This is a genomic window from Tautonia sp. JC769 (genome assembly GCF_040717455.1).
In the GTDB taxonomy this organism is placed as follows: domain Bacteria; phylum Planctomycetota; class Planctomycetia; order Isosphaerales; family Isosphaeraceae; genus Tautonia.
This window is the reverse complement of sequence record NZ_JBFEFH010000015.1, coordinates 119,521-137,015: the sequence shown is the minus strand read 5'-3', so window position 1 is coordinate 137,015 and position 17,495 is coordinate 119,521. Positions and strand designations below refer to the sequence as shown.

11 protein-coding genes and 1 tRNA gene are annotated in these 17,495 nt (G+C 68.7%); 6 read left to right on the top strand and 6 right to left on the bottom strand.

Going from position 1 to position 17,495, the window contains the following annotated elements:
- Positions 1–30: 30 nt before the first annotated feature.
- The 6 genes from AB1L88_RS15930 to AB1L88_RS15905 form a co-directional block, all read right to left on the bottom strand.
- Positions 31–531 carry a hypothetical protein gene (locus AB1L88_RS15930; RefSeq protein ID WP_367097664.1) on the bottom strand — a complete coding sequence of 167 codons (501 nt, stop codon included), beginning with the start codon at positions 529–531 and terminating at the stop codon, positions 31–33.
- A 39-nt stretch (positions 532–570) separates the two neighbouring features.
- Entirely contained in the window at positions 571–1,461 is an 891-nt protein-coding gene (locus tag AB1L88_RS15925) for a hypothetical protein (protein WP_367097663.1), read from the bottom strand.
- Positions 1,462–1,523: 62 nt separating this feature from the next.
- A complete protein-coding gene (locus tag AB1L88_RS15920; RefSeq protein WP_367097662.1) occupies positions 1,524–3,059 on the bottom strand; it encodes a response regulator in 1,536 nt (511 codons plus the stop codon).
- 9 nt (positions 3,060–3,068) lie between these two features.
- Positions 3,069–5,984, bottom strand: coding sequence for a response regulator (locus AB1L88_RS15915; protein ID WP_367097661.1), 2,916 nt, complete (start codon positions 5,982–5,984; stop codon positions 3,069–3,071).
- Positions 5,981–7,168, bottom strand: a complete 1,188-nt coding sequence (locus AB1L88_RS15910) for a methyl-accepting chemotaxis protein (protein WP_367097660.1) — start codon at positions 7,166–7,168, stop codon at positions 5,981–5,983. Before AB1L88_RS15910 ends, AB1L88_RS15915 begins: the two co-directional genes overlap by 4 nt.
- Before the next feature lie 42 nt (positions 7,169–7,210).
- The gene (locus AB1L88_RS15905) at positions 7,211–7,729 is read right to left on the bottom strand and encodes a chemotaxis protein CheW (RefSeq protein ID WP_367097659.1); all 519 of its coding nucleotides are present in this window, start codon (positions 7,727–7,729) and stop codon (positions 7,211–7,213) included.
- A 743-nt stretch (positions 7,730–8,472) separates the two neighbouring features.
- On the opposite strand from AB1L88_RS15905, the gene AB1L88_RS15900 reads away from it, so the two are divergent.
- The 6 genes from AB1L88_RS15900 to AB1L88_RS15875 all read left to right on the top strand — a co-directional run bounded on the left by AB1L88_RS15900 (position 8,473) and on the right by AB1L88_RS15875 (position 17,432).
- The gene (locus AB1L88_RS15900) at positions 8,473–11,142 is read left to right on the top strand and encodes a GAF domain-containing protein (protein WP_367097658.1); all 2,670 of its coding nucleotides are present in this window, start codon (positions 8,473–8,475) and stop codon (positions 11,140–11,142) included.
- A gap of 179 nt (positions 11,143–11,321) precedes the next feature.
- Positions 11,322–12,467: a P1 family peptidase gene (locus tag AB1L88_RS15895; RefSeq protein ID WP_367097684.1), complete on the top strand. Its 1,146-nt coding sequence runs from the start codon at positions 11,322–11,324 to the stop codon at positions 12,465–12,467.
- A gap of 136 nt (positions 12,468–12,603) precedes the next feature.
- Positions 12,604–13,092, top strand: coding sequence for a fluoride efflux transporter CrcB (gene crcB / locus AB1L88_RS15890; protein WP_367097657.1), 489 nt, complete (start codon positions 12,604–12,606; stop codon positions 13,090–13,092).
- A 187-nt stretch (positions 13,093–13,279) separates the two neighbouring features.
- Positions 13,280–14,809, top strand: coding sequence for a fucose isomerase (locus AB1L88_RS15885; protein WP_367097656.1), 1,530 nt, complete (start codon positions 13,280–13,282; stop codon positions 14,807–14,809).
- 1,204 nt (positions 14,810–16,013) lie between these two features.
- The gene (locus tag AB1L88_RS15880; RefSeq protein ID WP_367097655.1) at positions 16,014–17,303 is read left to right on the top strand and encodes a DUF1570 domain-containing protein; all 1,290 of its coding nucleotides are present in this window, start codon (positions 16,014–16,016) and stop codon (positions 17,301–17,303) included.
- 56 nt (positions 17,304–17,359) lie between these two features.
- Positions 17,360–17,432: transfer RNA gene (locus tag AB1L88_RS15875), tRNA-Ala, on the top strand.
- The last annotated feature ends 63 nt before the right edge of the window (positions 17,433–17,495 follow it).

Here is a 17,495-nt window from a genome sequence, read left to right as displayed (position 1 = left end):
CCCCGGGGGACGCTAGGAGGTCGACGAACCTCAAGGTGACCCGCGTTCCCGGGACTCCGCCGTCCGGCGGACATCCCGACGCAGGGCTTCGAACTGTCGGAGGATGGCCTGGTCCAGCATGTCGTCACGCTCGACGGGAGGGGAGGCGACGGGTGGAGGCGCAGGGGCTCGGCTCGGTCGCGGTGAATCGGCGGGGGATCGAGTCCCGGAGAGGGCGGCGACCTGCTCGTGTTCGAGGCGTTCCCAGGCTTCGGCGAGCAAGCGGCGGTCGTGGTCGAGCGCCTCGACCTGGGCTTCCCACTCCCGTTGATGGCGTTCGACCTCTGCCTGCAAGGCCGCGCGTCCCTGCTCGGTTGCGTGGTCGACATCCGGGGTGGCGTCGGCCAGTTCTTCGAGGCGATCGAGCCAGTGATGCACATGCTTGCGGATGCGATCCATGGCCGCGGCGAGGCTCGCGGGGTCGATCGCGATGCGACGGCCGTTTGATTCCATGCGCCGGTGGGGTCGGACGTTGTCGGTCGAGGGTTGCATCGGGTGGCCTCCGAGGAGATGCGGCATCGGGCCGGAGGATTAGTGTGCCCCGACTCGCCCGAGCAACCGAGCGATCCGGTTGGAGAGCTGTCGCTCCTTCCGTTCCTCCTCCTCTCGGGCATGGACCTCGCTCAGGTGTTCGCGGAGCGCCCTCACCCGCTCGCTCGGCGTCAGGTCGGAGGCCGACACGATGGGAGCAGCCCGACCGGAGCGAAGCTCGGCGATTTCGGCCTGGTGGCGGAGGCGTTCGCCTTGCAACGCGTTCCGGCATTCATGCAGCTCTTCTCGGGTCGAGTCGAGCTGGGCCTGGAGGATGGTCACCCGATCCTGAAGCCGCTCGGCCTCGGTTTCGCAGGCGGAGAGGCGTCGGCATTCGTCTCGGAGCCGGTGGTTCTCCTGCTGGAGTTCTCCGAGGGCCGAGTCCCCCGCCGAGTTCGATTCGGTTTCGAGGCGATGGCGGACCCTGGCGAGTTCCGCCTCGAGTTGCTCCCGCTCTCGGTCCCACCGCTGGCGATGGGCGTCGAGCTCGCCCTGGAGGGTGCCGATCATCTGGCCGTTCGGGCCGGGCTCCGCGCGGAGGCGGTCCGACTCGCCGAGGCGGTGCTCCAGCTGCTCGACCCAGTGGTGGAGCTGTTCCCACTCGGCCGATCGAGCCGCCTGGGTCTCCTCGACGGCCGAGAGGTGATCCCAGAGCAGGGCGATCATCTCGTCACGCTCGTCGAGCAGGTGCGTCAGTTCCTCGACGCGGCGGTTCGCCTCGGAGTCGAGGTGCGCGTCGCTCGGCGCGGGGGCCTGGCTCGCGGAAGCCTCGGTCGCCGCGCGGAGTTCCGCCTCGAGCCGCTCGATTTCCTCCTGGAGCAGCGCGACCGTGTCGAGATAGGCGTCTCCGTGGGCCTGGTCCTGAGGGTCGAGGGAGGTCGTCGGGTCCATGAGGAAAGTCTCTCGGAGCGGCAAAGGTCGATGGTTCGGGGTCCGGGCTCCGGCTCGGAGGATCAGGCGAGCACGGGGCCTACCGACGGGGAGAGTAAGTGGTCGAGCGTGGCCTTCAGATCCGACTCGGCCAGGGGGCGATGAAGGATGCCGTCGAGCCCCATCGCGTCGAGTCGGGTCAATTCCTCCTCGTCGGAAAGGCCGACGATGCCGATGAACCGGGTGGTCTCGTGGGCCTGCTCGCGGCAGGCGTTGAGGATCGGTTCCTGATCGGGCCGATCGAGGGCGACGAGGACCAGGTCGAACCGCTGCCGACGCATCAGGAGCTGGGCACCGATGCGGTCCCGGACGATCTTGAGCTGGCAGCCGCAGCCTTCAGGGCCGAGCGACGCCTGGATCACCCGGGTCGAATCGGGCTCGTCATCGATGACCAGCACCGAGGCCCCCGGCATGGCCGCTCGACGTTCCAGGAGGCCGGCAAGCTCCAGCCCCCGGGCGATGTCGGCGACCGAGCCGAGTGGTATCCCGACCTGCTCGGCCAGGGACGACGTAGCCTGGGTGCCATCGAACAGTGAGGCGAGCTTGAGTTCCAGGGGGGAAAGCCCGGCCCGGTCGAGGTTGCCTCCCCTCGGGCTGTGCCGGGCGAAGAGGACCGAGGCGAATGCGTCGAGGTCGGTGGTGGGGTCGCACCGACGGACCCCCTCGACGGCCAGGGCCGGCAGGCTGAGCTGCAGCGGGAACGCCTGGAACATCGGCGGGATGGCCGCATCGGGCTCGAAGAGGAACCGACCGGGCTCCGCCGAGAGGGCCCAGAAGGTCAGGATCGAGGACTGAGCGCGGAGCAAGGCCCGGAGTTTGCGGGGATCGGTCAGGCTCTTTTCGAGCATCCGGACCAGGCCCGTCATGGAAGGGTCGAGTCGCTCGCCGAGGGTGGCGGCCAGCAAGGGGGCCAGCTCGGCCAGCTCGACGGGCAGGGCATCGAAGAGGCGCTCGGGGCTGATCGTCGGGGAGCAGACGGCCTGAATCCGGCCGCCGCTCACGTTGAATCGGATGCGGTCCTTGTCCAGTTCGAGCGTCAGTCGGCCCGAGCAGAGGGAGTTGTTCAAAAAGTCGAGCACCGATCGCAAGGGGAAGGTCGAGGTCTTGCCTTCGAGCGTGGCGTCCTGGACCTCGCCGACGACCTCGGGCATGGCGCAGCCGGTCTGCTGCGCCCGGACGACCATCGCCCCGACCTGGAGCGCATTGGCCACTCCGGTCTTGAGCAGGTCGGGGGTGAAGGGCTTCGGGATCTGATCGATGACGTTGGGAAGCTCGGTATAGGAGGCGAAGGCGCGGTTGCGCATGGCAGAGCTGATGACGACCGGGATCCGGGCCGTCTTCTCATTCTGCAGCAAGGCGCGGCAGACCTCGTCTCCGGTGGTCCCGGGGAGCTGGTGGTCGAGCACGATCAGGTCGGGTTCGATGGCCGCGGCCGCCTCGATGCCGGCCTCGGCAGTCGGGGCGGTGGCGACACGATAGCCGGCCTGCGAGAGGTGGCACTCGACCATCTTCAGGATGGTCGGGCTGTCGTCGATGACCAGGATTTGCGGGCTCTCCATGATGGCCCCTCAGGCAGTCGGGTGGGACGATTCGGTGACGACGCCAGGCGAAACCACGCCGGGCGTTCGACGATGGATCACAGGACCAACCGCGGCGGCCAGCTCCTCGGGGTCGACCGGCTTGGGGACGAAGGCGGAGGCTCCCAGCTCGAACACCCTGCGGCGCGTGGCCGGATCGGCGAGGGTGCTCGTCACGATGACCCGGCTCGTGTCCAGCATCCCGGTCCGCCTGAGTTCGGCCAGCAGGGCGAAGCCGTCCATCCGAGGCATTTCCAGGTCGGTCATGACCAGGTCGAAGCGGTGGCTCCGGAGCTTGCCGAGCGCCTCCTCCCCGTCGGATGCCTCCTCCAGCTCGAACCCGAGGGCTCGAAGATGGCGAGAGGCGATTCGCCGGACGCTGAGCGAGTCGTCCACCACCAGGGCGACCGGCTGCTGGCCGATCGGTTCCGGCTCCGGGACGATCGGCGCGTCTCCTTCGCGGGCCAGCCGGAGCAGGCCCGCGACATCGAGCGCCGGGATCACCTCTCCCCTGGTCGAGAGCCCGACCCCGGAGATGGCCGGGTTGCCGACCAGCAACGGGCCGAGGGGCTTGAGGACCAACTCTTGAGGGCCGTCAAGCCCGTCGACCTTCAGCGCGACGGCTCCCATGCAGGAGGTCACCACCAGTACGATAGGACACGAATCTCGGGAGGGTCCGGAGAACCCCATGACCGATCCCAGATCGATCAGGGGAAGCGACTGGTGGTCAATTCGGGCGGTTGGGCCGCTCCCGCGACCCCCCGAATCCACGGCCGAGGCCCGTTGCACCGCGTCGATCGCCGAGGTCGGCACGGCGAACGCCTGGCCCCGGATTCGAACGACCATCATGTGTTCGAGGGCGATTCGAGCCGGCAGCCGGATGGCCAGCCGGGTGCCCTGGCCGGGTTGCGAGGTCAGTTCGACCCGCCCGCGCAGGGCCTCGACCTCTCGGGCGACCACGTCCATGCCGACTCCCCGCCCGGAGACGGCGTTCGCCTGGTCCCGGGTCGAGAAGCCGGAGTGGAAGATCAAGGCACTCAGTCGATCGACGCTGGGGTGTTCGCGGGGGCCGATCAGGCCGAGCCGACGCCCTTTCTCGGCGATCGCCTCGTAATTGAGCCCGCGGCCATCGTCCCTGACCTCGAGCACGACGGTGTTCCCCTCGCGACGGGCTTCGAGCGTGATCCGCCCTTCCGCGGGCTTGCCGGCCCGGCGGCGATCTTCGGGCGGCTCGATGCCGTGGCCGACGGCATTGCGGACGATGTGCAGGAGCGGTTCATATGCTTTATCGAGCAGCACCCGGTCCGCGCCGGTGTCTTCGCCGAGCAACGTGACCTCGATCGTTCGCCCCTCGACCCGGGCGGCGTCCCGGGCGACCCGGATGAGCCGCTGGAACATGCCGCGGACCGGCACGACCCGGATCGATTGCAAGCCGTCCCAGAGTCTCAGGCTGAGGCGGGAGAGGTCCTCGGCTTCGGTGGCCATGGGGACGGCCGCCTCCCGGGCGGTCGTCGCGAGGACGGCCAGATCTTCGGCCTGCTCGATCATCCGACGGACCTGGACGACCAGCTCATCCCCGGTCCGGTCGCGGTCCGACGAGCATCGGATCGCGTCGGTCGGCAGGGCTTCTTCCAGGCGATCGACGCTGCCCCGGAGCCGTTGGCTGCATTGTCGACCCGAGAGGGCGAGCCGCTTCATCCGATCGGCCTGCTCCGACCAGACGCGGCGTCGGGTGAGCAGCTCGGAGCAGAGATCCATGAGTTCCTCGAACCGGGCCACGGGCATGCGGATCAGGCCATCCCCGTCGGTCAACGGCTCGTCCGGGGTCATCGGCCCCGGGGAAGCGTTCGGGGGAGTCATTGATTCAGGAGACTCGGGGCCGATCGGCGCGATCGGCTCCTCGGGGGCGGTGCTTCCGGGACCTCGGAGGGCGTCCAGGGTCTGTTCGATCCAGGAGAGGGATTCGTCCAGTCGACCGACCAGAGGTCCTTCGGTAGAGCCGCCCGCAGCCTCGATCGCGTCTTCCAGTTCGTGGATGCGGGCCGCCAGGGTGGTGAGGCCGACGCTTCCCGAGGCCCCTTTCAAGGTGTGGTAACAGCGGCCGAGTTCGTGGAGCGTCTCGGAGTCGTCGCCGCGTCCGAGTCGAAGGACGAGGTCTTGAATCCTGGAGAGCAGGTCGGCCAGGTCAGCGATGAGGATGGCCTGCAATTCGGCGTCGAGCCCCAGCGTCGCGACCTCCGAGGCCGGGTCGGTTCGTGGGGCAGAGTCCGGGCCGCCGGGCGCCGACCGAACGGGGGGCGAAGGAGGGGGGGCCTCGATCCCCGGGTCTTCGGGGGGGGGAGGCGCTGGGGAGGCTTCGGCGCGAAGCGCCGGTTCGGGAGGGGGGGCGTCGATCATCCCCGTGAGCGACCGGATCAAGGACGCGGCATCGAAGCCTCCCGGCTCGATGGATGGGGTGGGTTCCGGGTCCGGGAGCGATCCCGGGTCGGGATCGACGACCGAGGCCCCCATCCCGGCCGAGGGGTCGATGATGGCCAGGTAGGCTCCCCAGTGCGCGTCCGATTCCCGGACGATCCAGGCCATGGCCTCCTCGGGGATACCCTGGGCCAGGCTTTCGGCCAGCCGATCGACGGCCTCCAGGAAGAAGGTCCGGAGCGTGTCGATCGCGTCCGAGTCTGCCGGGTCGAGACAGTCGCCGACCTCCGCGATGAGGACGAGCCTGCCGAGGGCATCGGCGAGTTCCGGGGCCCCGGAGATGGCCTCGTCCGACTGCAGCGGTTCGAGCGCGTTGCGGACGGCGGCGGGCCATCCGCCGGCAGGTGCCTCCGCTGCCGTGAGCTGGGCGCGGAAGTGGCTGAGACCATCGACCACGTGGGCGTGTTCCGGCCGGTTCAGTCCTGGCATCATGAGGTCGCCTCGATCGGAAGCGGGCGCCATGATGATTCAGGCCGACGATTCGGGAGCCGTCGGGCGTGCCCATTCGCAGAACCTTCTCCCGGACCGATGGTTGCCACGAGGCCCTGCAGGGCCTGCAATCGCATCGAAAGGGCCTGGGCTTCCTGGCGCAGTTGCTTCGTCTCGCCCAGGATGAGCTTCGAGATGTCGGAAACCCGGAGCATCCCCGAGACCAGGTCGCGGGCCGCGAGCACCTGGTCGTTCGCCGAGTGGGAGATGCCGTCGACCAGGCGGGCCGAATCCTCCGCCATCCGGCTGATCCGCTCCAGGGCCGAGCCGGCCTCCTTGACGCTGCGGGCCTCCTTCTCCATCTCGGCCTGCTCCTCGGCCAGGCATCGGATGCTCTCGTGCGTATCGGCCTGGATCGCCTCGACGAGCGTGCCGATTTCGCGGGTCGCCCCTGCGGTTCGCTCGGCCAGCTTGCGGATTTCCTCGGCGACCACGGCGAAGCCCCGGCCGTGCTCGCCGGCCCGGACCGACTCGATCGTCGCGTTGAGGGCCAGCATGTCCGTGCGGTTCGAGACCTCGCCGATCAGCTCGACGATCGTGCCGATCTCGACCGAGCGTTCTCCCAGCCGGCGGGCCTTCTTCGCGTTCGACTCAACCTGGGAGCGGAGCCGGTCCATGCCCGCGATGACCCCTTGGATCTGTGCCAGGCCCAGGCCGGCTTGCTGTCGGGTGCGGTCGGTGGCATCGGCGGCCTCCTCGGCGTTCTGCGAGATCCGGTCGATGCGGTCGGACAGGGCCTCGACGCTCTGGGTGGTCCGGGGGACCGCATTGGTCTGTTCGATGGCCCCCTCGGCCATGCGGCCGGCCGCCTCGTTGAGCGCGGAGAGGGCCGCCAGGATCTCCGAGACCGAGGCGCGGAGCTCCTCCAGGCGGCCGGGAGGGGCGTCGAGGCCGATGCGAACCGGAGGGGCGTCGTGGCGGGGCTCGCCGGGGGATGGTTCTCGGGGAGCGGCCAGCCCGCCGATGATGGCGGCTCCGGCCATGCCGACCAGCGATCCCGCGAGGCCGCCGACGACCAAGCCGGCATTCCCCGCGATCACCGCGCTAATGCCCAGGCCCAGGCTGACCGCGGCCAGCCCGACCAGCCCGCCGACCCCGAGGAGTGTACCCAACCGTGCCGTGATCATGATGCGAACTCGCCCGGTCTGAGACCGCACTGGGACATCGAGTTACCCCGAAGGAGACGCCGACGGGGGATTCAGGTGATGCTGGTCGAGTGCGAGCCCGTACCAGCGTTCGATCTCCGACTTCACCCCGCGCCACGACCGCTCGAGATCCAGGATGGCATGGGGGATCCCTCCTCCCTCGATCTCGCCGCTCGCGAGGAACCCTCCCGGGAGCTCGGCGAGATCGGCCGACCGAGGGGAGCAGCCCGCCTCGATCCGCACCCCCTCGCGATCGATCGCGAATCCCCAGAGACTCTGGTGGGTTTTGAGGATTAAAAAGGCTCGTTTCGCCTCGTGGTCCCCGGCGGCGACGACCCGGTCCTGAGCGGCAAGGCCGAGGATGGGGACGATCTTGCCCCGATAGGTCCAGAGTCCGAGGACCTGTCGGGGGCAGAGCGGAAGCGGCACCAGCGGGCCGGATGAGACGACCTCGACCACGCTCTCCAGGTCGACGGCCAGCGGTCTGAAGCTGCTGGAGAACAGGCAGAGTGTCCGGGAGGAGGGGTCGGATCCGGCGTTCATGTCCGATCCTCCCGCCCGGGATCTGACGGGCCTGGAACGCCGCCGTCGTCGGATCGGGGGCGATGGGGGTCGCGATCTCGGGCCTTCCGCAAGCGCCCTTCGAGCCGGAGCGCCAGGGCATCGAGTCGTCGTCCCACCGCGTCCGAATCGTCGTCCTCTGACGATGACGATGAGCCCGGCGAGGGGGCGATTGGCGGCTTCGGGGGATGGGCCGGGTCCTTCCCCGGCATGGAGGGCCTGGGACCGGTCGGGGGCAGGGGATCGAGGCCGTCTCGAGGGGGCAGGGGCCTCCGGGCGGCCGGCTCGCCGGCTCCGCCGGGGTGCTCCCGGGCGATTCCCTCGGACGCCGACGGGGGCGATCCGCCCAGGAGACGGTCAAGCTCCTCCCCGATCGCGGCGTCCAGGGCGCTTCGCATGGCGGAGATGGCCTGCTTCAGGGGGCGATCCCCGATGGTTTCGTCCTGCACGAATGGTCTCCCGTCCTTCAGGGAATGTCCCTTCGCGCTCGTCGGGGGCGAAGCGACACCCAAGCCTAGGGCGCGATTCCCGTGGCGTTGGGGGGGAATCGGGCGGAACCGCGGGCCGGGGATCGCCCTGAAATTTATTGATATTTGGCCCGATGGGTTTCATTCGGCTTGAGAACCGGGCGAGGGGTCGGCAATAATAAGAAGTCTGCTGCGTGATGCGGTCTCCTGACCGGGAGGTTGGGCTGCGGCGATCCTCCAAGGAGCTCGAACCTTCTCATGTCGTCAGAGCAGGTGGGAACCCTGGCGTTGCTGAAGCTCGGAAACGCCGACGCCGACCTGGTGTATGCGCTCGACGCGGAGGAGGTCCTTCTCGGACGCGATCCCTCGTCGGACATCGTGCTTCGGAGCCGGATGGTCTCGCGGCGTCATGCCCGCATCTTCCGGCAGGGGCGCGAGTATCGGATCGAGGACCTCGCCAGCACCGGGGGGACCTGGCTCAACGGCAACCGGATCGATCGGGCGGCTCGCCTGCGCGACGGGGATCGGATCCGGCTGGGAGACTGCCTCATCGGGTTCTCGGCCGCTCCCGCCGATCACCCGACCGACTGGGATGCCAGCGACGCCACCATCCTCGGCGAGCGAGACGCCTCGGGCACCGCCGAGCGCGACCTGATCGACGTCCGGGCGGAGGAGAAGCTGTCGGCGATCCTCGATATCGGCCGGGCCCTGACCGGGACCCTCGATCTCCAGGAGGTGCTCGACCGTACCCTGGAGACCCTCTTTCGCATCTTCCCGCAGGCCCAACGCGGCTTCGTGCTGATGCGGGTCGACGACGAGCCGGAGCCGAGGCCCCGGGCCATGCGCGTCCGGGGCAACGCCCCGCCGGAGTTCTCCTTCAGCCGGACCGTCTTCGACCACGTCGTCGGCCATGGGAAGGCGGTGCTTTGCACCGATGTGCAGGAGGATGCGCGGTTCTCCGGGAGCAGCAGCATCGACGACGCCCAGGTCCGTACGATGATTTGCGTGGCCTTGCGGGACCACCGCAATCGGCCCGTGGGGCTCCTGCAACTCGACACCAGCGGCTCGGGGAAGCGGTTCCAGCGCGAGGATCTCGACTTGCTGGCCGCCGTGGCCGGCCCGGTGGGGGTGGCGATCGACAACGCGCGACTCCTGCGGGAGGCGGGGCGGCGTCAGCGTCGTCTGGAGTTCCTCGCAGAGGTCGGGGCGGTCCTCTCCTCGTCGCTGCAATACGAGACGATGCTCAACGGGCTTGCTCGGCTAATGGTCCCGTATCTGGCCGACCTCTGCCTGGTCGACCTGATTTCCGAGGATGGCACGGTTCGTCGCGTCGCGTCGCGGCACGCGGAGCCGAGCCGCCAGGCGCTCGCGGACCGCCTGGTTCAGGGGGAAGGCCGCCGGAACGGGGACCGCTCCTGGTGGGCCAGGGTGGTCAGCGAGGCGCGGCCGGGTTCCAAGGAGATCGACGAGTCGACGCTCTGCGCGCTCTTCCCCGATCCTGAGCAACGGGCCGTCGCCGATCGCCTGAAAGTGCGCTCCCATCTGGGGATTCCGCTGGCGGTCCACGGTCGGATGCTGGGGGTGCTCTCGTTGATCGGCCTCGGCGCACCCCGCCGCTACGACCCGTCCGATCGGGCCCTGGCCGAGGAGGTCGCCGTTCGGGCCGCCCTGGCGATCGACCACGCCCGGATCTTCGAGGTCGCTCGCATGGCTCGGGAGGAGGCCGAGTCGGCGAACCAGGCCAAGGACCGCTTCCTCGCCGTCCTGAGCCACGAATTGCGGACGCCGCTGACCCCGGTCCTCGTCACGGTCTCGTCATTGCTCGAGAGCGAGATCGACCCGAGGCTCCGCTCGCTGCTCTTGATGGTGCGCCGGAATATCGAGCTGGAAGCACGATTGATCGACGACCTGCTCGATTTGACCCGCATTTCCCGAGGAGAGCTCCGGATCGAGCGGCGTCCGATCGATGCCCATGAGGTGATCCGCCAGTCGATCGAGATCTGCAAGGAGGCGATCGAGGCCGCCCAGTTGACGCTGGCCGTCGACCTGGCCGCCGAGCATCACCACATCGAGGGGGATTCCGATCGGGTCCAGCAGGTGATCTGGAACCTCTTGCAGAACGCCGTCCGGTTCACCCCCCCGGACGGCACGGTTACCGTCCGATCGTTCAATGCCCCCGGTTCGGTTGAATCGCATGGTGCGTCCCCGCTCGTCATCGAGATCCGAGACAGCGGGATCGGCATCGAGGCCGATCGGTTGGAGCGCATCTTCGAGCCGTTCCAGCAGGGGAATCACCCCCCTCGGCGGCGATCTCCCGGGCTTGGCCTGGGCCTGGCGATCAGTCGATCGCTGGCCGAGGTGCATGGGGGGACGCTGACGGTGGCGAGCGACGGGCCCGGACACGGCTCGGCCTTCACGGTCGTCTTGCCCACGCGGGCGGGCTCGACGGCGGAGGAACCGATGCTCACACCCGTCCCGGCCGCCCATCCGGCCGCCCCGCTCCAGATCCTCCTGGTGGAAGACAATCGGGACACGCTCAGCTCGCTGGCCCGGGCGCTCCGGGCCAAGGGGCACCATGTCCTGACCGCCTCGGACTGCCTGGCGGCGCGTCGAGCCATCCAGGAGAACCCGCCCGACCTGATGCTGAGCGATATCGAACTGCCCGACGGCTCGGGCCTCGAATTGATGCGCGAGCTTGTCCGATCGACGCGGATTCCCGGCATCGCGATGAGCGGTTATGGCAGCGAGGACGATATTCGCCGGAGCGTCTCGGCGGGGTTCGCCGAACATCTGATCAAGCCGATTACGGTTTCCAGCGTTGAGCATGCGATCCGTCGCTCGATCCTCACGCGCAACCCGGCAACAGGGCCAGGACCGGGACCGGGACCGGACCAGGCACCGAAGGGCTCGTCCCCGGAGCTGCCTTGAGGCATGATGGGCGGAAGGATCGCCGCCTTGAGCGCCGTCGGGCGTGCCGCGGCTCGGCGGTCGGGGCCGAGGCGAGGCAGGCGACGCCCGTCACCCTTCGGGCCGGGGAGCGGCCCGGTGGGCCGGGGAGCATGATGGTGAACGTTGCGCTGGGTTGTTCCGCGATGGTGCTCTCGCTGATGATGGCCGACTCGACCCAGGAAGGACGCCCCAGGGCCCGAGCGCTGGGGATCGAGCCCGGGGTCTTTCCGACCGGTCCGCACAACGCCATCACCGACGTCGCCGGGGTGCTCGTGGGGCAGGTCACGCTGGTCGAGGGGGCTGACGTTCGGACGGGAGTGACGGCGGTCCTGCCCCACGGGGGGAATCTGTTCGCCGAGAAGGTGCCGGGGGCGGTGTTCGTCGGGAACGCGTTCGGAAAGCTGGCCGGATCGACCCAGGTCGAGGAGCTGGGCACGATCGAGACGCCGATCGTCCTGACCAACACCCTCTCGGTGGGGACGGCCGTCGAGGCGGTGGTCCGCGAGACGATCCGACACCCGGACAACGCCTCGGTCCGATCGGTCAATGCGCTCGTCGGCGAGACCAACGATGGCGGGCTGAACGACATCCGGGCCGGCCACGTCACCGCCGACCACGTGCGACGCGCCCTCCGAGCGGCGACCGACGGCCCGGTCCGAGAGGGGAGCGTCGGGGCGGGGACCGGCTGCGAGTGCTTCGGCTGGAAGGGGGGGATCGGCACGTCGTCTCGCGTCCTGCCCGATCGGTTCGGCGGCTGGCGGCTTGGGGTCCTGGTGCAGGCCAATTTCGGGGGTGTCCTGACGATCGGCGGGGCGCCGGTCGGGCGGCGATTGGGCCGACACGCCTTCCAGGAAGCCGAAGCCGAAGCCCAAGCCGAGCAGGGGGGGCACGCCGGTTCCTCGGCCGATGGCTCGTGCATGATCCTCGTGGCGACCGACGCTCCGCTCGATGCCCGAGACCTGAAACGATTGGCCGCCCGGGCCGTCTTCGGCCTGGCCCGGACCGGGTCGTCGTACAGTCACGGCAGCGGAGATTATGCCATCGCGTTTTCAACCGCAGAGGCGCTCCGCGTGGGGCCCGGCGATGGTGAGGTCCGGGCCCGCCCGGTGCTCCCGTCCGAGGCGGCCTCTCCGTTGTTCCAGGCCGCGCTCGAAGCCACCGAGGAGGCCGTCTACAATGCCTTGCTCCAGGCAACCACCATCACCGGGAGGGATGGTCGCACGGTCGAGGCGATCCCGATCGAGCCGCTTCGGGGCCTGCTCCGCGAACACGGCGTGATTGCCGATCCGCTCGATTCCCCGTGATGGCCCAAGATCCTCATCACGGATCCTCCGTCGGCGTCGTCGAGTTCGGTTCCCGCTTGACGTAACCGGCTGAGGCGCGGCAGCCTTGGCGTTCGAGCTGTCCGGGAAGGCCGAGTAGCAGGCGCGGAGACAAGGCGTGGAGAAGCTGGTTCAGGTCGGGCTTCTATCCCTCGGGGGTGCCTGTGGAGTGAACCTTCGTTTCTGGTTCGGGCTCTGGATCAGCCGATGGTCGGGTCCGCGGTTCCCCTGGTCGACGCTGTTCATTAATGTGTCCGGGTCGTTCGCCATCGGGTTCCTGACGGTGGTCCTGGCGCGATGGCTGCCGCACCCGAATCATCGCCTGATGCTGATCACGGGGGTCCTGGGGGGCTATACGACGTATTCCTCCTTCGCCCTCGAATCGTTGACGCTCTGGGGACGCGGGCAGCGGCTCCACGGGGCCCTGTACGTCGGCTCGACCGTGCTCGCCGGCCTGGCTGCGGTGGCCCTCGGGGTGGCGATCGCCCGCGAACTGACCGCCTCGCCTCATGATCACGCCGCCCGGAGCGATGCACCGTCGGCGCCGAGCCATGCCCCCGCGGCGGGCCGACCCGGCACCGGAGGCGAGGCGCCGGATTTGCCGTGACGTTCCCGTTCGGGGCAATCGCGCCGCGGCCGATCGCCCGCAGAGACGATCCTCCGAGCCGACCGGACGCGGCCGGGGATGGCGGAGGTCGCCCGGCTGTGGCAAGATCGGGCGGAGAAGCTTCGACCTCGTCCTTAGCTACATCGGTTTGCCGATCGATCGGCATGCTTCGGGGAGTGACGGTCCAATGTCGCGCAAGGTCGCCGTGTTCTGGCCGGGGGATTATCGGTCCAAGCCGAACGAGTGGGCAACGCCGCAATTCGAGGAGGCCCGCGCCCGGCTCGAAGCCGCCCTGCGCAAGCTCGGCCGCGAGCCGTATCTCGTCGAAGGGCCGATCACCCGCCCCCACGAGGCGATCGAGCGGCTCGGGCCGATCGACGACCCGATGATCGGGCTGTTCGTCCACTGGGCCTACGCCCCTCACACGGTCGACGGGGTGGTGGGCAAGGGCAATCCGCTCCTGCTGGCCTCGAACTTCTCTGGCACCTGGCCGGGCCTGGTGGCCTTGCTCAACACGGCGGCCTCGCTCGAGAGCGTCGGCCGGCATGCCTCGCGGATCTGGTCCGACGCGAGCGACTGGACCGCCGACGCGACCTTCATGGACCAGCTCGCCCAGTGGTGCGAGACGGGCAGGATCGACCACGATGCCTCCGAGATCCACGACCAGTGCTCCGTCTCCGAGCAGGCCGGTTCGACCGCCAGGACGGTCCTGGACGAGATCCGACGCCGCCGGGTTCTTGCCCTGATGCTCGGCGATACGTCGATGGGCATGATTAACGGGTATTTCGGCCCCCGGGTCCTCGCGCCGCTGGGGTTCAGCGAGCACAAGGTGGATCAGGCCTGGCTCATCGACCGCGTCAGCGAGATCGACGACCGTCGCGTGGAGGACGCCTTCAAGTTCGTCCGCGATCGCGGGGTGACGTTCCACTGGGGCGAATCCGACGCGCTCGACTTCACCGAGGACTCGACCCGCGAGCAGCTCCGCGGCTATCTGGCCGTGCTGGATCTCGCCGCCGAGTTCCAGGCCGACTGCATCGGCTGGCAGTACCAGCTCGGCCTGCTCAAGCTACTCCCGCCGAGCGACTTCGCCGAAGGGTTGTTCAACTCGCATGCCCGTCCCGAGGGCGACGGCCGTCCCTTGATCACCGCGACCGAGGCCGACCAGGGGAGCCTCGTGCCGATGGAACTGATGAAGCGCCTGCTGGAGGCCAAGGGGCTGCCCGGCGCCGTCATGTTCCACGACGTGCGATGGGGGGCCGAGCACGAGGGGCGGTTCCTGTGGGTCCTGCTCAATTCCGGCAGTTGCTCGGCCTATGCGTTCAATCACGACGTGGAGTCGCTGGCCGGGGTGCACAGCTACCGCCAGCCGAGCGGCTACTTCCCGGTGCCCGGCGGCACGTTCGCGGGGGTGAGCCTGCCGGGGAAGATCACCTGGTCGCGGGTCTGGCTCGATCGGTTCGGCCAGCCGGTGCTCGATGTCGGCCGCGGCGAATCGGTGGCCTTGCCCGACGACGTCCGGGAATCGTGGTGGCGAGGGACGACCCGCCAGTGGCCCTTCATGGCCGCCGACCTGGGCTGTTCCAGGGAAGCGATCATGGCGCATTACATGAGCAACCACGTCGCCGTCGCCTATGGCGACATCTTCGGAGAGCTGATCGCGCTGGGGCACGCGCTCGGCTTCCGGGTCCGCGTGCTGTCGAGCGGGATCCCGGCCTGAGCTGAGAACGTCGTCTTGATTCTCCCCGGGGACTGATCGGCTGTCCTCAGACCGCCCGAACCGCCGGGGGGCGTCGAGACCGACGGCGGCTGAGGGGTGGTCATCGCTCCGCATCCTCGATCGATCGGCAGGCGGGCGGGCGTACTGGGCGTCGCGGGAACCCGGAGTGGAGCCTGTGCTTGATTTCGCCGTTACGATCGATCAAATGGCCCCCTCGTGTCGAAGGAGAACAACAAGGAATTGCGATCTCGGGTTTCCCTCCTCGCGTCCTGGGCGTTAAGCTGGAGAATCCCGAGCGAGTCGATTGGCCCGGCCCTTGACAGGTCATCAGGAGGGTTCCGCGTCGATGAACGACGCCATCGCCACCCGCTGCGACGTGTGCGCAAGCCGGCTTTCCACGAGCCGGCCGGGAGCGTTGAAGCCGTCCGTCTGCCCGCGGTGCGGTTCCCCGATTCCGCCGGCAACGCCCTCGCCCCGCTCTGAAGGTCCGCCGCGAGGGAATGGGTTCGTTTCGTCAGCGACCGATTCCGATCGCGACCGGCGTGTCGGCGGGCCGCCGGCTGAGCGTGCCCTTCCTCCTGGGCCTACTCGCAATCGCGAGCGTCGCTCTCCCCGTTCCGAAGCCTTTGACCCCGCCTCGCTTCGGCGATCCGCGCGGTTGCGAGGCATTCGAGAAGCCGGCCTGCTCTTCTCGCTCGTCGCGGTCATGGCCGTGACAGCGTATTACTGCTGGCTCGGCGCGGTGGATTCCAACCGCATCACCCTGATGGTTCTGGACGAAAGTGCCCCATCGCCCGCGGGCCGTCCCGAGGCACAGGTCGGGCCCCACGGCGTCCAGGCGACTCGGCTCCCGTCGGGGGCGGATCGTCCGTCGTGGAATGATGCAAGGGGCTGGGGAACGGGACCTGGCGCGATTCGGTTCGAGGGGACGCCTGCCTGGCCTCGTCCGGAGACTGGAACGCCTGAGACTCCTCCGCCCGCGGCGAAGCCGAACGTGCCCACCGTGCAGGCGCCCGACGATGAGCCCCGGCTCCCGCTGCGATCCCCGTTGCCGGAGGCTCCGTTGGAGCTGGCCGAGATCGAGAATTCGCCGATCCTGAGGTTGCCGATCGACCTGTCCGGGATTACGTCGGCCTTGACCTCAGCACCATCCGCCCCCGAATCGCCGCGCGGTCGGTCCTCCGACGTGACGGAGCCCGAACGGATGCGGGTCTGTGACGCCTCGGGCCGGGTGCTGGTCGGACGCGTCTACGCTCGAGGGCCCGGCGGTCCCGTGGTGCAACTGCCCGACGGTTCCCTGGGATGGCCCGAAGGTGAAGTCTTGACCGGCCTTCCCTTTCACCCCTGGTCGGCGCAACAGGTTGCCGGTTCGTTCCGGAATGGCCGCAATCGGGATTTCCGGGTCGTCGAACGATCCCCGTATGTCGTCCTGACCGAGGGAAGTGACGCGTTTGCCGAGCAGGCCGCGGACCTCCTGCAAACGCTCTATCACGACCTGACGGCGTGCTTCGAGGACGGAGGGATTCCCGTCACCGAGCCCGAGTTCCCGCTCGTGGCCGTGATCTACCGAGACGAGGCTGCCTTCCGCCGCTACCGTCCTGTCGACCCCGACGTCCGGGCGTATTACGAGGTGGTCTCGAACCGAATCATCCTCTACGAATCGTCCCCGCAGGACCTCCGTGCCCCGGAACTCGCCGCGCTGAGCCGTCCCCAGACGATTGCCCACGAGGGGATCCATCAGATTCTCCAGAATGTCGGCATCCAGCCTCGCCTGGCAGATTGGCCCCCGTGGCTGGTTGAGGGGCTGGCCGAGTATTACTCGCCCGCGGCCCTGCCCGACCCCTCTCCGGAATCGCGAGCCGACTGGGGGGATTACGGACGAGCCAACTTCGGCCGAGTGAACCCGTTGCACATGGCGACCCTGATCGACCTGCAGGACCCCTCGGCGCTCCTCGCCCACCTTCGGGGGCCGGGGCCGAGCAAGGTTGCCCCTGCCTGGGCCAGTCTCAACGCCGATGAGCCCTGGGTGACGCGCCTGATCCTCCGCACGGAGCTTTCGCCGACCGACTACGCACTTGCCTGGTGCCTGACTCATTATCTTGCCCAGCACCACGCCGACGCCTTCCGGTCGTATCTGCTGGCGCTGGGCGCGCGTTCCCCCCTGGAACCTCGAACGCCGGAACAGCACCTCAAGGAGTTTATCGAGGCGTTTGGCGTGCATCCTTCGTCCCTGACGCGGCGCATCAAGGGGCATCTCGCCTCGCTCCGCTACGATCGCGTCCCCTATTACGCGGTCCGATTCGAGCAGATGATGCCCTCCGGCCTCACCCGTCGCGGGACCCTCGTCAGCCCTTCGCCGACCATGATCACTCAGTGGCTCCAGGCCCAGACCCTGCCCGAGGGCTCCCCGCTCGTCTGGTGGGCAAACGCCTTCGCCTCACGCAATCTCGCCCGGCTTTCCTGCGAGTCCTGGCTCCTCCAAACCTACCCCTGACGCGCTCGATCCCCCTTGTCAATCACTCCCCCTTTCGTCACAATACCATTCCGTTAGGGGACGTAGCTCAACTGGGAGAGCGCCTGCCTTGCACGCAGGAGGTTGTGGGTTCGAGCCCCATCGTCTCCACTGAACCAGGATAAGGATTTACGGCGATTCCAGGGGAAGCAGAGAAGGGATTGTAACCGCTTC